Annotated in this window: 11 protein-coding genes, 23 tRNA genes, 1 rRNA gene and 1 riboswitch; of the genes, 28 read left to right on the forward strand and 7 right to left on the reverse strand. The window is 39.3% G+C overall.

Annotated features, from left to right (window positions below; genetic code table 11):
* The 23 genes from rrf to ACFSX4_RS00115 form a co-directional block, all read left to right on the forward strand.
* Positions 1 to 100, forward strand: a 5S ribosomal RNA gene (gene rrf / locus ACFSX4_RS00005); the annotation flags it as partial.
* A gap of 33 nt (positions 101 to 133) precedes the next feature.
* Positions 134 to 209, forward strand: a tRNA-Val gene (locus ACFSX4_RS00010).
* 4 nt (positions 210 to 213) lie between these two features.
* Positions 214 to 289 (forward strand) — tRNA-Thr (locus ACFSX4_RS00015).
* 15 nt (positions 290 to 304) lie between these two features.
* Positions 305 to 377 (forward strand) — tRNA-Lys (locus ACFSX4_RS00020).
* A 6-nt stretch (positions 378 to 383) separates the two neighbouring features.
* A tRNA-Leu gene (locus tag ACFSX4_RS00025) sits at positions 384 to 468 on the forward strand.
* Between the two features lie 34 nt (positions 469 to 502).
* Positions 503 to 577 (forward strand) — tRNA-Gly (locus tag ACFSX4_RS00030).
* A gap of 14 nt (positions 578 to 591) precedes the next feature.
* Positions 592 to 680: transfer RNA gene (locus tag ACFSX4_RS00035), tRNA-Leu, on the forward strand.
* A gap of 7 nt (positions 681 to 687) precedes the next feature.
* Positions 688 to 761, forward strand: a tRNA-Arg gene (locus ACFSX4_RS00040).
* 11 nt (positions 762 to 772) lie between these two features.
* Positions 773 to 846 (forward strand) — tRNA-Pro (locus tag ACFSX4_RS00045).
* A gap of 29 nt (positions 847 to 875) precedes the next feature.
* A tRNA-Ala gene (locus ACFSX4_RS00050) sits at positions 876 to 951 on the forward strand.
* A 30-nt stretch (positions 952 to 981) separates the two neighbouring features.
* Positions 982 to 1,055, forward strand: a tRNA-Met gene (locus ACFSX4_RS00055).
* A gap of 3 nt (positions 1,056 to 1,058) precedes the next feature.
* Positions 1,059 to 1,135, forward strand: a tRNA-Ile gene (locus ACFSX4_RS00060).
* A 22-nt stretch (positions 1,136 to 1,157) separates the two neighbouring features.
* Positions 1,158 to 1,250 (forward strand) — tRNA-Ser (locus ACFSX4_RS00065).
* Between the two features lie 17 nt (positions 1,251 to 1,267).
* A tRNA-Met gene (locus ACFSX4_RS00070) sits at positions 1,268 to 1,341 on the forward strand.
* Positions 1,342 to 1,366: 25 nt separating this feature from the next.
* Positions 1,367 to 1,442: transfer RNA gene (locus tag ACFSX4_RS00075), tRNA-Asp, on the forward strand.
* A 24-nt stretch (positions 1,443 to 1,466) separates the two neighbouring features.
* A tRNA-Phe gene (locus tag ACFSX4_RS00080) sits at positions 1,467 to 1,539 on the forward strand.
* A 13-nt stretch (positions 1,540 to 1,552) separates the two neighbouring features.
* Positions 1,553 to 1,628: transfer RNA gene (locus ACFSX4_RS00085), tRNA-Thr, on the forward strand.
* A 1-nt stretch (position 1,629) separates the two neighbouring features.
* Positions 1,630 to 1,710 (forward strand) — tRNA-Tyr (locus ACFSX4_RS00090).
* 10 nt (positions 1,711 to 1,720) lie between these two features.
* Positions 1,721 to 1,794: transfer RNA gene (locus ACFSX4_RS00095), tRNA-Trp, on the forward strand.
* Positions 1,795 to 1,796: 2 nt separating this feature from the next.
* Positions 1,797 to 1,872 (forward strand) — tRNA-His (locus ACFSX4_RS00100).
* A 4-nt stretch (positions 1,873 to 1,876) separates the two neighbouring features.
* Positions 1,877 to 1,948: transfer RNA gene (locus tag ACFSX4_RS00105), tRNA-Gln, on the forward strand.
* A 7-nt stretch (positions 1,949 to 1,955) separates the two neighbouring features.
* Positions 1,956 to 2,029 (forward strand) — tRNA-Cys (locus ACFSX4_RS00110).
* 8 nt (positions 2,030 to 2,037) lie between these two features.
* Positions 2,038 to 2,112, forward strand: a tRNA-OTHER gene (locus ACFSX4_RS00115).
* Positions 2,113 to 2,623: 511 nt separating this feature from the next.
* On the opposite strand, the gene ACFSX4_RS00120 is transcribed toward ACFSX4_RS00115, so the two are convergent.
* A tRNA-Leu gene (locus tag ACFSX4_RS00120) sits at positions 2,624 to 2,708 on the reverse strand.
* 211 nt (positions 2,709 to 2,919) lie between these two features.
* On the opposite strand from ACFSX4_RS00120, the gene ACFSX4_RS00125 reads away from it, so the two are divergent.
* The 3 genes from ACFSX4_RS00125 (at position 2,920) to ACFSX4_RS00135 (ending at position 6,764) form a co-directional block, all read left to right on the forward strand.
* Complete coding sequence (locus ACFSX4_RS00125) at positions 2,920 to 4,014, forward strand: carbohydrate kinase (RefSeq protein ID WP_377770336.1); 1,095 nt, start codon at positions 2,920 to 2,922, stop codon at positions 4,012 to 4,014.
* Positions 4,011 to 4,928 carry a pseudouridine-5'-phosphate glycosidase gene (locus tag ACFSX4_RS00130; protein ID WP_377770338.1) on the forward strand — a complete coding sequence of 306 codons (918 nt, stop codon included), beginning with the start codon at positions 4,011 to 4,013 and terminating at the stop codon, positions 4,926 to 4,928. The genes ACFSX4_RS00125 and ACFSX4_RS00130 overlap by 4 nt, the downstream gene beginning before the upstream one ends.
* A 138-nt stretch (positions 4,929 to 5,066) precedes the next feature.
* The gene (locus ACFSX4_RS00135; RefSeq protein WP_377770340.1) at positions 5,067 to 6,764 is read left to right on the forward strand and encodes a S9 family peptidase; all 1,698 of its coding nucleotides are present in this window, start codon (positions 5,067 to 5,069) and stop codon (positions 6,762 to 6,764) included.
* Positions 6,765 to 6,792: 28 nt separating this feature from the next.
* On the opposite strand, the gene ACFSX4_RS00140 is transcribed toward ACFSX4_RS00135, so the two are convergent.
* Entirely contained in the window at positions 6,793 to 8,145 is a 1,353-nt protein-coding gene (locus ACFSX4_RS00140; protein WP_377770342.1) for an MFS transporter, read from the reverse strand.
* 106 nt (positions 8,146 to 8,251) lie between these two features.
* Between ACFSX4_RS00140 and ACFSX4_RS00145 the strand changes: the two genes are divergently transcribed.
* A complete protein-coding gene (locus tag ACFSX4_RS00145) occupies positions 8,252 to 9,484 on the forward strand; it encodes a helix-turn-helix domain-containing protein (RefSeq protein ID WP_377770344.1) in 1,233 nt (410 codons plus the stop codon).
* Between the two features lie 27 nt (positions 9,485 to 9,511).
* Here the strand turns inward: ACFSX4_RS00145 and ACFSX4_RS00150 are convergent, their stop codons facing one another.
* From ACFSX4_RS00150 to ACFSX4_RS00160, 3 genes are all read right to left on the reverse strand, one after another.
* Entirely contained in the window at positions 9,512 to 10,804 is a 1,293-nt protein-coding gene (locus tag ACFSX4_RS00150; protein ID WP_377770346.1) for a Na+/H+ antiporter NhaC family protein, read from the reverse strand.
* A 68-nt stretch (positions 10,805 to 10,872) separates the two neighbouring features.
* A riboswitch (SAM riboswitch) is annotated at positions 10,873 to 10,971 on the reverse strand.
* 48 nt (positions 10,972 to 11,019) lie between these two features.
* Complete coding sequence (locus ACFSX4_RS00155; RefSeq protein ID WP_377770348.1) at positions 11,020 to 11,592, reverse strand: Maf family protein; 573 nt, start codon at positions 11,590 to 11,592, stop codon at positions 11,020 to 11,022.
* Between the two features lie 12 nt (positions 11,593 to 11,604).
* Positions 11,605 to 12,144: a DUF4269 domain-containing protein gene (locus ACFSX4_RS00160; protein ID WP_377770350.1), complete on the reverse strand. Its 540-nt coding sequence runs from the start codon at positions 12,142 to 12,144 to the stop codon at positions 11,605 to 11,607.
* A 216-nt stretch (positions 12,145 to 12,360) separates the two neighbouring features.
* Here ACFSX4_RS00160 and ACFSX4_RS00165 point away from each other — a divergent pair, with 216 nt between their 5' ends.
* Positions 12,361 to 12,714 carry a DUF6176 family protein gene (locus ACFSX4_RS00165; protein WP_377770352.1) on the forward strand — a complete coding sequence of 118 codons (354 nt, stop codon included), beginning with the start codon at positions 12,361 to 12,363 and terminating at the stop codon, positions 12,712 to 12,714.
* A gap of 25 nt (positions 12,715 to 12,739) precedes the next feature.
* Here ACFSX4_RS00165 and ACFSX4_RS00170 read toward each other — a convergent pair whose 3' ends face one another.
* Together ACFSX4_RS00170 and ACFSX4_RS00175 are read right to left on the reverse strand one after the other, a co-directional pair.
* The gene (locus tag ACFSX4_RS00170) at positions 12,740 to 13,570 is read right to left on the reverse strand and encodes an aldo/keto reductase (RefSeq protein WP_377770354.1); all 831 of its coding nucleotides are present in this window, start codon (positions 13,568 to 13,570) and stop codon (positions 12,740 to 12,742) included.
* Positions 13,571 to 13,622: 52 nt separating this feature from the next.
* Entirely contained in the window at positions 13,623 to 14,780 is a 1,158-nt protein-coding gene (locus ACFSX4_RS00175) for an MFS transporter (protein WP_377773393.1), read from the reverse strand.
* Positions 14,781 to 14,992: the final 212 nt, after the last annotated feature.

Raw genomic sequence — 14,992 nt, forward strand, 5'->3', positions numbered from 1 at the left:
GGAGAGGCCACACCTGTTCCCATGCCGAACACAGCCGTTAAGCTCTCCTGCGCCGATGGTAGTTGGACTGACGTCCCGCAAGAGTAGGGCGCTGCCAGGCAATACATATTTTTAAAATTAAATAACTTTTATTGGAGAATTAGCTCAGCTGGGAGAGCATCTGCCTTACAAGCAGAGGGTCGGCGGTTCGAACCCGTCATTCTCCACCATTTAGCCGGCCTAGCTCAATTGGTAGAGCAACTGACTTGTAATCAGTAGGTTGGGGGTTCAAGTCCTCTGGCCGGCACCATCTTATCTTTATTGAGAGCCATTAGCTCAGTCGGTAGAGCATCTGACTTTTAATCAGAGGGTCAGAGGTTCGAATCCTCTATGGCTCATGGAATGCGGGTGTGGCGGAATTGGCAGACGCACTAGATTTAGGATCTAGCGCTTTACGGCGTGGGGGTTCGAGTCCCTTCACCCGCACCATTCTATAAATTAGTTAAGTTAAAAATAATAGTAAGCGGAAGTAGTTCAGTGGTAGAACATCACCTTGCCAAGGTGGGGGTCGCGGGTTCGAATCCCGTCTTCCGCTCCATTATTTAAAATAATGCCGGGGTGGCGGAACTGGCAGACGCACAGGACTTAAAATCCTGCGATAGGTGACTATCGTACCGGTTCGATTCCGGTCCTCGGCACCATTCATAAGCGCCCGTAGCTCAATTGGATAGAGCGTTTGACTACGGATCAAGAGGTTAGGGGTTCGACTCCTCTCGGGCGCGTATCTTTTAAACGGGAAGTAGCTCAGCTTGGTAGAGCACTTGGTTTGGGACCAAGGGGTCGCAGGTTCGAATCCTGTCTTCCCGACTCAGATTCACTTTTATACCTATTTTAATGGGGGCTTAGCTCAGCTGGGAGAGCGCCTGCTTTGCACGCAGGAGGTCAGCGGTTCGATCCCGCTAGTCTCCACCATTTAATATTAAGAATTTTGATTCTAACCACGGCGGCGTAGCTCAGCTGGCTAGAGCGTACGGTTCATACCCGTGAGGTCGGGGGTTCGATCCCCTCCGCCGCCATACGGACCTTTAGCTCAGTTGGTCAGAGCAAACGGCTCATAACCGTTGGGTCGCAGGTTCGAGTCCTGCAAGGTCCACCATTAACTTAATATTTTTTAATACGGAGGAATACCCAAGTTCGGCTGAAGGGATCGGTCTTGAAAACCGACAGGGGCTTAACGGCTCGCGGGGGTTCGAATCCCTCTTCCTCCGCCATTTTTATTATTTATTATCGCGGGATAGAGCAGTCTGGTAGCTCGTCGGGCTCATAACCCGGAGGTCGGTGGTTCAAATCCGCCTCCCGCAATTATTTTTTTGAAATTTTATATTCAGGTCCCGTGGTGTAGCGGTTAACATGCCTGCCTGTCACGCAGGAGATCGCGGGTTCGATTCCCGTCGGGACCGCCATTATTAATTTAAACATAACCTTATGGTTCAGTAGCTCAGTCGGTAGAGCAAAGGACTGAAAATCCTTGTGTCGGCGGTTCGATTCCGTCCTGAACCATCTTTTTTTATAAGCCGGCCTAGCTCAATTGGTAGAGCAACTGACTTGTAATCAGTAGGTTGGGGGTTCAAGTCCTCTGGCCGGCACCATGGAGGGGTAGCGAAGTGGCTAAACGCGGCGGACTGTAAATCCGCTCCTTCGGGTTCGGCAGTTCGAATCTGCCCCCCTCCATTACCTTGATAGGGGTATAGTTCAACGGTAGAATAGAGGTCTCCAAAACCTTTGATGTGGGTTCGATTCCTACTACCCCTGCCATGGCGGTTGTGGCGAAGTGGTTAACGCACCGGATTGTGGCTCCGGCATTCGTGGGTTCGATTCCCATCATCCGCCCCATTTTTGGGCTATAGCCAAGCGGTAAGGCATCGGGTTTTGGTCTCGAGATGCGAAGGTTCGAATCCTTCTAGCCCAGTTTTTTCGGCGCCATAGCCAAGTGGTAAGGCCGAGGACTGCAAATCCTCTATCACCGGTTCAAATCCGGTTGGCGCCTCCATATATTAAGCGGAAGTAGTTTAGTGTTTAGAATATGCTTCTTCCTGAAGCAAGACATAGGTTCAAATCCTATCTTCCGCTCCATTTTAATGTTTCTTAAATGTTTACATAGATAATACCAACCATTTACGGTTGGTATTTTTGTGTTTCTAAGCTAATGCAGGAAGATTAGATATACATTCAAGTCATATATCTTATGTTAAAATTTTTATGATTGATTTTTACTTTATTTAATCATCATTATGAGGTTTTGATTAAGTTGTTTGATGTATAGGTGATGATCTGATGTATTTGTATCTTTGATTATTATATGATTCAGTTCATATATGATTTGAGTCTTCTAATTCATACTAAGTAATTTATAAAGATATTAAGGTACAATATTCTGTAATTTGATAATAAAGACGTGAGTATATCTTTTATGTATTATAAGAGGTGTATACGTTAAAACAATGATTATCAGAATGCGACGTAGCCCCAAAAAATGCGACGCAAAATACAGTATTTCTTTACGAACTGGAAACAAACAAAAACCCGAAAACGTTGATATATCAACGTTTTCGGGTTTTTAAATGAACTAAAAACATTCTATTAGTACCACCGGTCGGGGTCGAACCGACACTCCCTTAACGGGAATCGGATTTTGAGTCCGACGCGTCTGCCAATTCCGCCACGGTGGCATAGGCAAAATGCTTCTGATACCTCAAAAGCACATGAATCAATAATATAATAATGTATCATTATCGTCAATATATTTACTAATATAATATGGGAAGTTTTCCACTCTGTAAGAATCAATAGGCTAAATTGATAAAATATTGATTTTTTTAAATAGTGTGTTATCATTTAAACAAATGTTTTATTTTTAAACTTATGTTTGGTGGTGACTTAATGAATGATAATGAAAAAATGATTTTTCATTACATAAAGGAAGATCCTTTTATATCACAACAAAAATTGTCTGATAAAGTTGGCTTATCCAGATCAGCAGTGGCAAATATTATTTCGGGTCTTGTAAAAAAAGAATATATAAAAGGAAAAGCCTATGTGGTTAATGATGCACCGACAATCGTTTGTATTGGTGCAGCTAATATTGATCGAAAATTTTATGTAGGCAGTGATTTAATTGAGGGAACGTCAAATCCGGTTGAAACATCAAAGTCAGTGGGAGGTGTAGCCAGAAATATTGCAGAGAATTTAGGCAGGTTGGATGAAGTAGTTACTTTTATTACTGCCTGTGGTGATGATAATGAGTGGCAGATGATTAAAGAAGCGACTTCACCTTTTGTGAATGTGGATCAGGTTCATAAAATCCCTAATGCGTCTACGGGTTCATATACTGCTGTGATTGATTCATCAGGCAGCATGATATATGGTTTTGCCGATATGGCTGTCTATGATGCGATTAGTCCCGATTTACTGATGAAAAATGAGCAGCTTCTGAGTCGTGCAGGCTGTATCATAGTAGATCTGAATATTCCTAAAGATAGTATTGAATTTTTATGTTCTTTTTCTTTAAAACATGATATAAAAATGGTCATTGTTCCTGTATCAGGTCCGAAGATGAAAAATCTGCCTGAGAAGCTTCACAATGTTGAGTGGATAATTGTAAATAAGGATGAAACCGAAACATTTTTTAATGTAGATATTTCAACTTCAGATGATTTGGCACAGGCTGCAGAGATGTGGAATCAATACGGTGTAAAGAATGTGATTGTAACAAACAGTACAGAATCACTAGTATATGCAGGTAAAAGTGGTACAAAACAGTATGACATTGAAGAATCGAAATTAGTTGTAGATGTGACAGGTGCGGGTGATGCATTTTCTGCAGCTGTTATATTCGGCTCACTGTCCGGAATGGATATTGAAAGTTCTATTCATCTCGGTCTGATTAACAGCCGTGAAACTGTAAGCACGGATTATACAGTCCGACATAATTTAAATAAAGAGATATTGTTAAATAAATTGGAGGAAAGAAAATGACTACATATTTAGATATTAAGCAGGAAGTGCAGGATGCATTACAAAACAATCAGGCAGTGGTGGCGCTCGAATCGACAATCATTTCTCACGGTATGCCGTATCCTGAAAATGTGAAAACAGCAAAAGAAGTAGAGCAGATTGTGAGAGATAATGGTGCTGTTCCTGCAACAATCGCTGTTATTGACGGTAAAATAAAAATCGGCTTAAATGACGAAGAACTCGAATTAATTGCGAGTGCCGGAAATGTTACAAAAGTTTCCAGACGGGACTTGGCGGAAGTACTTGCTTCGAAATCACTTGGTGCTACAACAGTTGCATCAACCATGATATGCGCAGACATGGCAGGGATTAAATTCTTTGTTACAGGCGGCATAGGTGGTGTACACCGGGGAGCAGCAGAGACAATGGATATTTCAGCAGATCTTGAGGAGCTCGGGCGGACCAGCGTCGCAGTTATTTGTGCCGGGGCAAAATCTATTTTAGATCTGGGTAAGACAATGGAGTATCTGGAGACCAAAGGTGTGCCTGTTGTTGGATATCAGACAGATGAACTTCCTGCATTTTTTACACGCGAAAGCGGCATAAAGCTGAGTTCCAGTGCATCTTCTACTGCGGATATAGCTGAAATGATTAAAACAAAGTATGCACTTGGGCTTGATGGTGGTGTACTTGTTGCGAATCCTATTCCAGCTGAAGATGCGATGGATAAAGTATACATGGATAAAGTCATTTCAGAGGCTCTCAAAGAAGCTGATAAGAATGGTATTCACGGAAAAGATGCCACACCGTATCTACTCGGAAAAATTGTTGAAGCAACAGACGGAAAAAGTCTGGATACGAATATCAAACTTGTGAAAAACAATGCTTTTGTCGGAACCAGAATTGCAGCTGATTATTATTCGTCATTAAATTAATCTCATAAAAATATCACTATTTTCTTTACTATTTAGCAGATAAATAATATCGCAAATCAAAGATTTTAATACCCTGACCATGACAAAATCATTGGATTAGGGTATTTTAATATATAAGGACATTGGAGGAGTGTAAAAATGACTGAATTTATTAAGTATCTGAGTATGAAGCATAGTAAGGATGACAACGCCTTATACTATATCAGTGATGAGACAGGTTTCAGGGAACTATTTAAATATGATTTAGAAAATAGTGAATCAACTAAAGTAACTGATGAGAAAGAAAATGTTAAAAACTTCTGGCTGTTTAGTGACGGCGTGTTAATCGCAACAGATGTTGACGGTAATGAACGGGAACAGCTCACTTTAGTTAAAAAAGATGAAAAGATACAAGTCACAAACCAAAATGATTATTATCATCATTTCGGAGTTAGGATAAATGGTGTTTATTATTATTTGCGCAACCATAAAGACAGTGATTATTTTGAACTGATAAAAAATGACGGTGAAGAACACGTTCTCAGACAGTTCGATACACCGACTGCTATTTCAAAAAAATTATCAGATGAAACGCTTTTACTCACCAAGAATGTGACAAACATCGATAGTGAAGTCTTTATATACAATATTGAAAATGATGAATTGAAAGAAACACCTCTGCCTATTGGCCGTTTTAAAAACTATCATTCAGTATCAGAAAATGCCGGTATATTTGTGAGTGATTATGAGGATGGATATTTAAATTTATATTCAGTGGATAAAGAAACACAGTCATTTATTAAAGAAACATCTTTCAGATATGATATTGATCATCTGCTTTTAAGTGATGACAAGAAAACTGCGTATTTAACTTTAAATAAAAACGGCTTTTCAAAACTTTGCAAATATGAACTATTTAACGGTATTCTCACACCGTTGTCTTTTAAAGCAGATGGTGTGATTCATTCACTTCAGGAAACAGGCGGAAACTTATATATTTTATATTCAGGGATGACAGAACCCCATGCTTTTTATCAATACAATGAAGCCTCCGGCGACACGACGAAACTGTTTGGTAATCATGAACTGTCTGTTCCTGTAAATACCCACACGCAAACTTTCCCGTCTTTTGATTATTTGGATGTCCCTTATTATTTATATCAGCAGGACGGGGAAAATATTCCGACAATCGTCCATGTGCACGGCGGTCCGGAATCCTCTGCGAGACCGGAGTTTAATGAGCTTTACTACCGGTTGTATAAGGAAGGGTATCAAATTGCGGTGCCGAACATCCGAGGAAGCATCGGTTATTCCAAATTTTATATTGGTCTCGATGACCAGGAGAAACGTTTAGATGCGTTGGAGGATGTTGTTTATTTAAGACAGCATTTAATTGATCAGAAAGACGCGTCAGAAGATAATTTCTTTATTATGGGCAGAAGTTACGGCGGATTGATGACATTGCTGGCCGTGACACATTATCCGGACCTTTGGAAAGGGGCGATTGATATTGTCGGGATCTCCCACATGAGAACGCTGCTTGAAAATACACCGGCATGGCGTCGTGACCACAGATCATATGAATACGGATTTATCGGCGAACACGATGAATTTTTTGAAGATATTGCGCCGCTCAATAAATCGGAAGAGGTAAAATGTCCGCTGAGAATATTCCATTCGACAAATGATGTTCGTGTACCGTATTCAGAATCTGTTCAAATGTATGAAAAGATGAAGGCAGACGGGCAGGATGTTGAACTGACTGCATATGAAAATGAAGGCCACCAGTATTTATACACAGAGAATGTAGATGATATGAATGATAAATTAATTCGTTTTGTAAACAGTCTGATTTGAAGTATTTAAGAGCCGGAAGGCTCTTTTTTTATGAAGAAGTTTCTGCTGAACCATAACTGTTTTCCTCCAGTTCTTCGTCTGCCTCTTTGAGTACTTTTTGGTACATGTCTCTGGATTCAGTTAGAACTGGTTTCGTGTAGTTAATCAATACAATGGATATTAATATTATACCGGCTGTTAAATTGATCACCCAGTATCCGCCCATATCATACAAAATACCGTAAATGATACTTCCAAGCGGCATTAAGCTCATTGAAATCAACGATAAGCTTGAAAATACACGTCCTTTTATTTTTTGTGGGACAACGAGCTGTATGAATATACTGGATGGAATATTTGCAAACTGCATACCGACTGCCAGAGAAAATCCCATGATACTGATATAAATAAAATGAGTGACTAAATCCGATGATATATAAATAGGAAGCGGGTAAAGTATCGTCACGAGTGATAATCCAATAAGAGAATACTTTTGAAAAGTTAAAGGACTTTCTATCCTTTTTAGTCTCCCAAGTATCAAACCGCCTGTGAGCATTCCGATTCCGAGTACAGCATTGGCATAACCGACCATCTGTGAAGAGAACCCAAGCTCTGAAATCATCATCTTTTCAGGGAAAATGGACATCGAAGCACCGAATAAGTTGATAAAGGCGGATAAAATAAACATTCGTTTAATCACCGGCGTCCGAATAATAAATTTCATACCCTGACTGATATCTGATTTAAATTTTGAAAAAGTACCGGCTGTTTCTAATGAATTATGTACATCGGAATAATCATCCGGATTATGATAAAGACCGAATTTTAAAAAGAAATCAAGTATGGCGGATAACATGAACAAAACGAAAAACAGCAGGATAATTTGATTGAATGAAAGCAAACCGTATAGAACTCCGCCAAGAATGGGACCCCCTATAACTGCGGTTGACATAATGGCTGAAACGTATCCGGACACTTTTTGTATTCTTGATTTATGAAATAATTCGGTCATGGCAGTCTGAAAGGCATTTGAGACAAAAGGCTCGATTAATGATGTGAGGAAAGTTGTAATATATATTGCTGTTAGACTGATACCGTAAAAATAACTGTAAACAAACAATCCCAGAATAACACAGGTATACAGCAGCTCACCTCGAATGACAATATTTCTTTTATTTCCAAGGTCACTCAGCATCCCGGAGAAGGGCAGTAACAGTAAAGATACAGAGATAGCAATCGCCATATTAATTGAAAAATAAAATGCTGAACCTGTCTCGAATAATATAAAGTATGATACCGCAAATAAATACACATGATCTCCGATACTTAAAAGCACTCTGCTGAATACATAAATTATGAAATTAATTCTTTCCTGAAACGGTATTGTTTTGTCTAAAATCATTGAATCACACCTTTGTTTAATTAAATTAAACTTATTGTAAGCTTACTAAACTTGAAAGTCAAATGATAGTTTAATATAATTAAACATAATAGAATGGAGTGAGTATATGACTCTGGGTAAACGAATTAAAGAAAGCAGAAAAAAACAAGGGATGACATTGGTTGATTTAGCAGGGGATCACATTACGAAAGGGATGCTCAGCCTGATTGAAAATGATAAGTCCAAGCCGTCCATGGAAACATTGGATTATATTTCTGAAAAACTGGGTGTTTCTATCGGTTATTTGACACAATCGGGGGATGAGGAGTGGACGAAAAAGATACTTGATAATGAAGTGTTTATGGATATGTTTAACTTCCCGGGGGACTTTATTGAAAAAAATATCCTGACTGACTTTGAGAAAATCGCCGACTCTCAGAAAGGGATGGAAGTGTATCAAATTTTAAGGATCTATTATCGTTATAGAAGAATGCCGGCTGAAGCGGAGGCAATGTCAAAGAAAATTGGCGGTTTTTATAATGAGAAAGGCCTGAATCATCTGGCTCTTGCTGATAAACTGAATGATGTATCTTCCATGCTGTACAGTAAAGAATACTATAGTGCGTATCAATGGCTGATTGATCTTGAAGAGGAGGTTGAAACGCTTAAAGAATATGATTCCAGAACCGAAGAGTATTATTTATATATACGTTCTTTGTTTGCGGTTAATTTTGATATTGAGGACTTTATACAGTGTGCAGAGAAATTAATGGATTTATCTTTTAAAAAGGAGAGATTTGGCTACTATGCATCCATCAACAGTGATTTAAGCAGATATTATGGTTTAACAGGGGATGTTGAGAAGTATGAATACTATCAAGAGCGTGTTAAAAAGTATTTAGAATTCAACCCACACAGTAACAGTGTGACTGAAATGTATACACCAGAACAGCCGGTACAGCTGTATTATGTATTAGTGGATGAACCTAAGAAGCATGTAAGTAATTTAGAGGGATATATAAAAAGAGTGTCTTTAATCAATGACCAACGGACCACGGTGTTTTTTAGAGAGTATTCATATATTTTTGATTTGGAAATTGCCTATCATAAAGGATATTATCAAAAAGTAGTAGATACTTATGAGCCAAAAAGATATCATCGTCCGTTGGCACAGCACCCCATTGACCGGGTGCTGATGGCTATTCGTTCAGCAGTTTATCCAATGAGTCTTTTTTCATTAGGAAGAAAAGAAGAGGCGAGGGCAGCATTTAATGAGATTGAAGAGACAATCAGTGATATTAAAGATATTTTTTTCACGAAAGAATTTTACATGATTAAAGACATTATATTTAAAAAGTGATCAGGAGATTCCTGATCACTTTTGTTATTATGAATATTTTCTTGGAAAGCCTGCCCAGATTGCAATGGCACCGGCAATGAGAAGTAGTGCCGGATAGATGGAGTAAGGCATGACTTCGATTGGGGATATGGTTGATGCAAAGCCTGCTGCGGCAAGCATTTGTCCGCCGTAAGGTATAATCCCTTGAAAACCTGCTGCGAAAATATCAAGAATACTGGCAGATTTACGCCGGTCAACACCGTATTCATCCGCAATATCTTTTGCGAGAGGTCCCGTCATAATAATTGAAATAGTATTATTGGCTGTTCCGATATCCGTCACACTGACGAGACCGGCAATACCGAATTCAGCACCTTTTTTAGTGCGTATTTTACTTCTGATTAAATTTAACATGTAATCAATACCGCCGTAGTGTCTGATGAGACCAATCATGCCTCCGATTAAAATCGCAATAATTGATATGGTCTGCATACTCTCAATACCGTCACCGGCAGCTGTGATAAAACCTATACCGTCAAATGCACCTGTTGAAAAACCTAAAACCCCTGCGATGATAATACCGCTGATGAGCACAATGATGACATCGACCCCGAAGAGTGCAATGACGATAACAGCAAAATACGGAAGAATTTCAATCAATTGATAGTCAAACTGGCCGGTTGAAGTAATCGATGCATTCATTGTCATGAAATATAAAATCACTGTTGTAATGACTGCACTCGGGAGAATGATGAGGACATTCACTCTGAATTTATCAATCATTCTAACTTCTTGCGACCGGGTGGCAACAATTGTCGTATCTGATATAAAAGAGAGGTTGTCGCCGAACATCGCCCCGCCGATGACTGTTGCGACAGCGAGGGGCAGCGCAATATCAGTCTGATTGGCAAGTTCAATCGCAATCGGTACAATAGCAACAACAGTTCCGGTACTTGTACCCATCGCAAATGAAACGAAGCAGCATATAATAAACAAACCGCTTAAGAGCAGGTGGACAGGCAGAAGTGTCAGTCCGAGATTGACTGTGGATTCTACTGCTCCCATTGCACCCGCCACTTCCGAGAAGGCACCGGCAAGGATAAAGATAATCACCATCAGGATAATATTATTTTGGGAAGCACCGCTTAAATAGGCTTTGAATTTTTCTTCAAAAGGTTCTTTGAAATGAATAAAGAATGCAACAATGGATGCTATGATGACAGCAACGGGAATCGGCATAGATGTAAAATCACCGGTAATAATCCCTGTGCCGACGAACAGCAGTATAAAAACGACTAAAGGAAGGAGTGCAGTCCCTCCTTGATTTTTTTCTTGTTTCATATAGTTTCTCCTCGTCTGAAAAATAAAAATACCTCTTCATTTCCAAAGAACACATGAAGAGGTTAAAAATCTCATCTGTTTGAGGTGTACTCAATGGAATTAGCACAGTGCGTATGCCTGTTGCTGAGGCTTCACAGGGCCGTTCCCTCTGCCTCTCTGGATAAGAAAAGGATTATTGAATTATTATTAAAGAATACAGACTGAAAAACAGGTTGTCAATCATTTAAAATGATGGATTCATCCCAGTTCTTTAAAGCATGGTACACTTCAGCGGCCGGCAGCCCGACAATTGTACAGTAATCACCGTTAATTTTCTTAACAAACCTGGCACCTGTGGATTGTATACCGTAGCCGCCTGCTTTATCATAAGGTTCATTTGTATGGATATAATTTAAAATATCATCATTATCCAGTTCATAAAAATAAACGTCTGTTGTACTTAATATCTGCTTCGACTTTACTTTTGATTTTAATACTACTGCAGTGTGTACCTGATGGTGACGTCCGCTGAGAGCAGTCATCATCCGACAGGCATCATCAACATCTTCCGGCTTTTCAAAAATTTCATTGTCACAGGAAACAATTGTGTCTGCTGTGATTACAATTTCATCATCATACACAGGCGTCATATCTGCTTTCAACTGTGCAAGCTTTGTTACTTTTTTTACAGGATTATGTTCTGTTATTTTAGATTCATCGGCCGTCTGTGTTCTTAAAGTAAAAGTTATACCGATTTGATTGAGCAGCGCCTGTCTTCTGGGTGATGATGAAGCGAGCACAATATTCATGGAAAATCACTCCTAAATGTCAGTTATAATATTACGGGATATGCCGTATTCAATAAGTCTGCTGTAAGGGTCATCAGTATGAAGACCGAGAACAGAAACAAATGCCGCTTCTGTACTGTACCCTTTCTTTTTTAAATCCAGCACCTTTTCTTTCATCCCGGGATCAGCTTTAAGCAGATAATATTCAATAATCATATGCAGATAAGCATTCTGCATTTCAACAGGGATCTTTTGAACAAAAATTTCAATAATGAAGTGCCCATATTCAAAATGAGCGACTGTGTATGCTTCGCCTGAGCGGGTGCCGTCATATATTTTGAAATTACGGCACGATTGATATCTTTCGAGTGCCTTTTTTACACTCTGGATATCTGAACCGCCGATAATAATATCAAGATCTGAAGTGTCTGTAATTAAATCAATGGGGTAGGTGCCACAGAGCACCGGACTGTATTCTTTTAAATGATTGAAGATATTTAATTGATTCAGGCAGTGCCAGGCATTGATCTGTTCCGGGCTCCCGTTCTTTAAATAATCTATGTTAAAAAACATACGGCCTCCTTAATAGTCAGCATACATTGCTTACTCATTATTTAAACATAAATTGTTTATAAATACTGTAAGGAGATAATGATTTTATGTAAACGCTTGTCTTTATTTAAAAAATAGATATAATGAGTATCGATATAGTTATTATAATAGAAGAAATCTGTCAATTTAAAAATATTAGTATTTAAGTTGAAGCTGTTTTGAATGAGGGGGATAATGATGAAAGTCGAGTTATCTAAATTCAGGGTTAAAGAAGGAAAAAGTAAAAGGGTCGATGAATGGATTAAGTACATGCACGAAAACATGGACGACATTCTTTTAAATCTTGAGGGTGAGAAAATGTATGTGGAAACCATTTTCCGCGAAGCATTTAATGATGTTGAATATTTGTACTGGTACAGTGTCCAGGATGATAATCCATCAGATTCAGAAGATATAAATATTGATGAAAAACATCTTCGATTTTTTGAGGAGTGTATTGATAAAAGGTTCCGGCCTGAAGATATGAAGGCTGAAATTGTGATGATTCCAAATAGAATCCGTTGTGTCATGAATTATGATGATGAAAAATAAGGCGCCTCTGCGCCTTATTTTTTTGTTAAAAGTTAAAATCATCAGGGTCCGGACCGCTTCTTTCATTATTATTGAGCGAATCCAGAGCAATAATATCCTCAGGACTTAGTTCAAAATCAAATACATCCAAATTTAATTTCATTCTGTCCGGTGTCATTGATTTAGGGATGGTCACAATTCCCTGCTGTATATTCCATTTTATGATTACCTGTGCTGCTGTTTTGTTATATTTCTCTGAAATTTTGTTGATAACGTCATTATTGAGCAGTGCACCATTCATAAACGGTGACCAGGATTCTATTTGAATATCATTAATTTCACAGTATGCTATGACTTCTTTTTGTGTGAGGCGCGGGTGAAGTTCAATTTGATTAACTGCGGGCTTAACACTGCTGATACTATCCAGTTTCTCAAGATGATTTAAATTGAAATTGCTGACACCGATTGCTTTGACTTTATCTTTTTTATATAATGCCTCGAGTGCTTTCCAAGATTCAGTATACTTATCTTTTCCCGGCCAGTGAATTAAATACAAATCCAGGTAGTCCAGATTTAATTTTTCAAGACTGGCTTCAAATGCTTGAATCGTTTCATCAAATGATAAATCATCATTCCATACTTTGGTGGTGATAAATAATTCATCTCTTGTAACCAGTCCTTCGTTAACTGCCCGGTTAATACCCGCACCGACACTTTGCTCATTACCGTAAATCTGTGCGGTATCTATACTCCGATATCCAGTCTGGATGGCTGTATACACAGCATCAGACAACGCTTCACTATCCTCTACCCGGAATGTTCCATAACCAATGACAGGCATTTTGACACCGTTGTTTAATTTTATAGTCTGTTTCATATTCATATACTCCTTTAATTATATTGTTTTTATTAAATTATTTTCAGCATTATTATGCTTCAACAGTTGAATATCTATTTTCTAAAGCGGCACTCCATAACGATAACAAAACTGCTCCAAAGACCATCAGTGCACCAACCCATGGTGTGTGAATTACACCGATGGAATCAACAACGAGTCCGCCGACAGATGAACCAATCGCAATACCGACATTAAACGCAGCAATGTTCAGTGCAGATGATACGGCTACTGCAGATGGAACGTGTCTTTCAGCAAGAATGACGACATATGTCTGCAGGCCGGGGACATTCATAAACATAAACAATCCTAAGAAAATGAGTGTTGCGAGTCCGACAAATGGTACCGGTGCAGTAAACGTTAAAATAATCAGGATGACTGCCTGAATCATAAACATTTTGGATAATGCCTGAATTGGATTTTTGTTGGCTGCTTTACCGCCGATGGTGTTACCGACCGCAACCGCAACCCCGTAAACCAGTAAAATAAAACTGACAGCACCCGGGGTATATCCCATCACATCTTCTAATAATGGTGAGAGGTAGGTATAGGCAACAAATGTGCCGCCGTATCCTAATGCAGTAATTAAGAATGAGAGCATTAACGGTCCGTTCGATAATATTTTCAAATTGTCCTTCAATGTTGAAGGTGGTGCCTGCTTTAAGTCTTTTGGTATAAGAAACGCACTTGCGATTATCGCAATGACACCTAAAAGAGCAACCGACCAGAATGTGGCCCTCCAGCCGAATGCCTGTCCGATGAATGTACCGAGCGGGACACCGGTGACTGTCGCTACAGTCAGTCCTGTAAACATCATTGCAATGGCACTGGCCCGTTTATGTGCGGGCACCAGGTCCGCAGCAATTGTCGCACCGATTGAGAAAAATACGCCGTGGGAGAATGCTGTGATAAAGCGTGCAGTCAGTAGCAACTCAAAACTATGTGATAATGCCGCAACTGAATTACCGATAATAAAGACAACCATGAGTATTATAAGAAGTGTCTTTCTGTTAATACGATTAGTCAAAGCTGTGAGTACAGGTGCACCAATCGCTACACCGACCGCATAACCCGAGATTAGTAAGCCTGCTAATGTGATTGAAATATTTAAATCATCCGCAAGTGAAGACAATAAGCCGACCGGTACGAATTCTGTTGTTCCAATACCGAATGCACTGACAGCGAGTGCCATCAAAGCAAGATTCCCGCTTTTTGTTTTGTTTGAATTTATTTTTTTAGAATTCAATCATGAATCCTCCTTTATCTACTTTTGATCATTAGTGACAGTAACCAAAGTCCGGCGCCGGACAATATCTTTGCTGACTGTTAATATTATTAACCGGGTCGGATAAAAAAGGAAGTACGCACTTTCAAGTGCTGTAGGTACTTTCAAGTGCCTGTGCT

Source organism: Corticicoccus populi (genome assembly GCF_042686195.1).
GTDB classification, from domain to species: Bacteria; Bacillota; Bacilli; order Staphylococcales; family Salinicoccaceae; genus Corticicoccus; species Corticicoccus populi.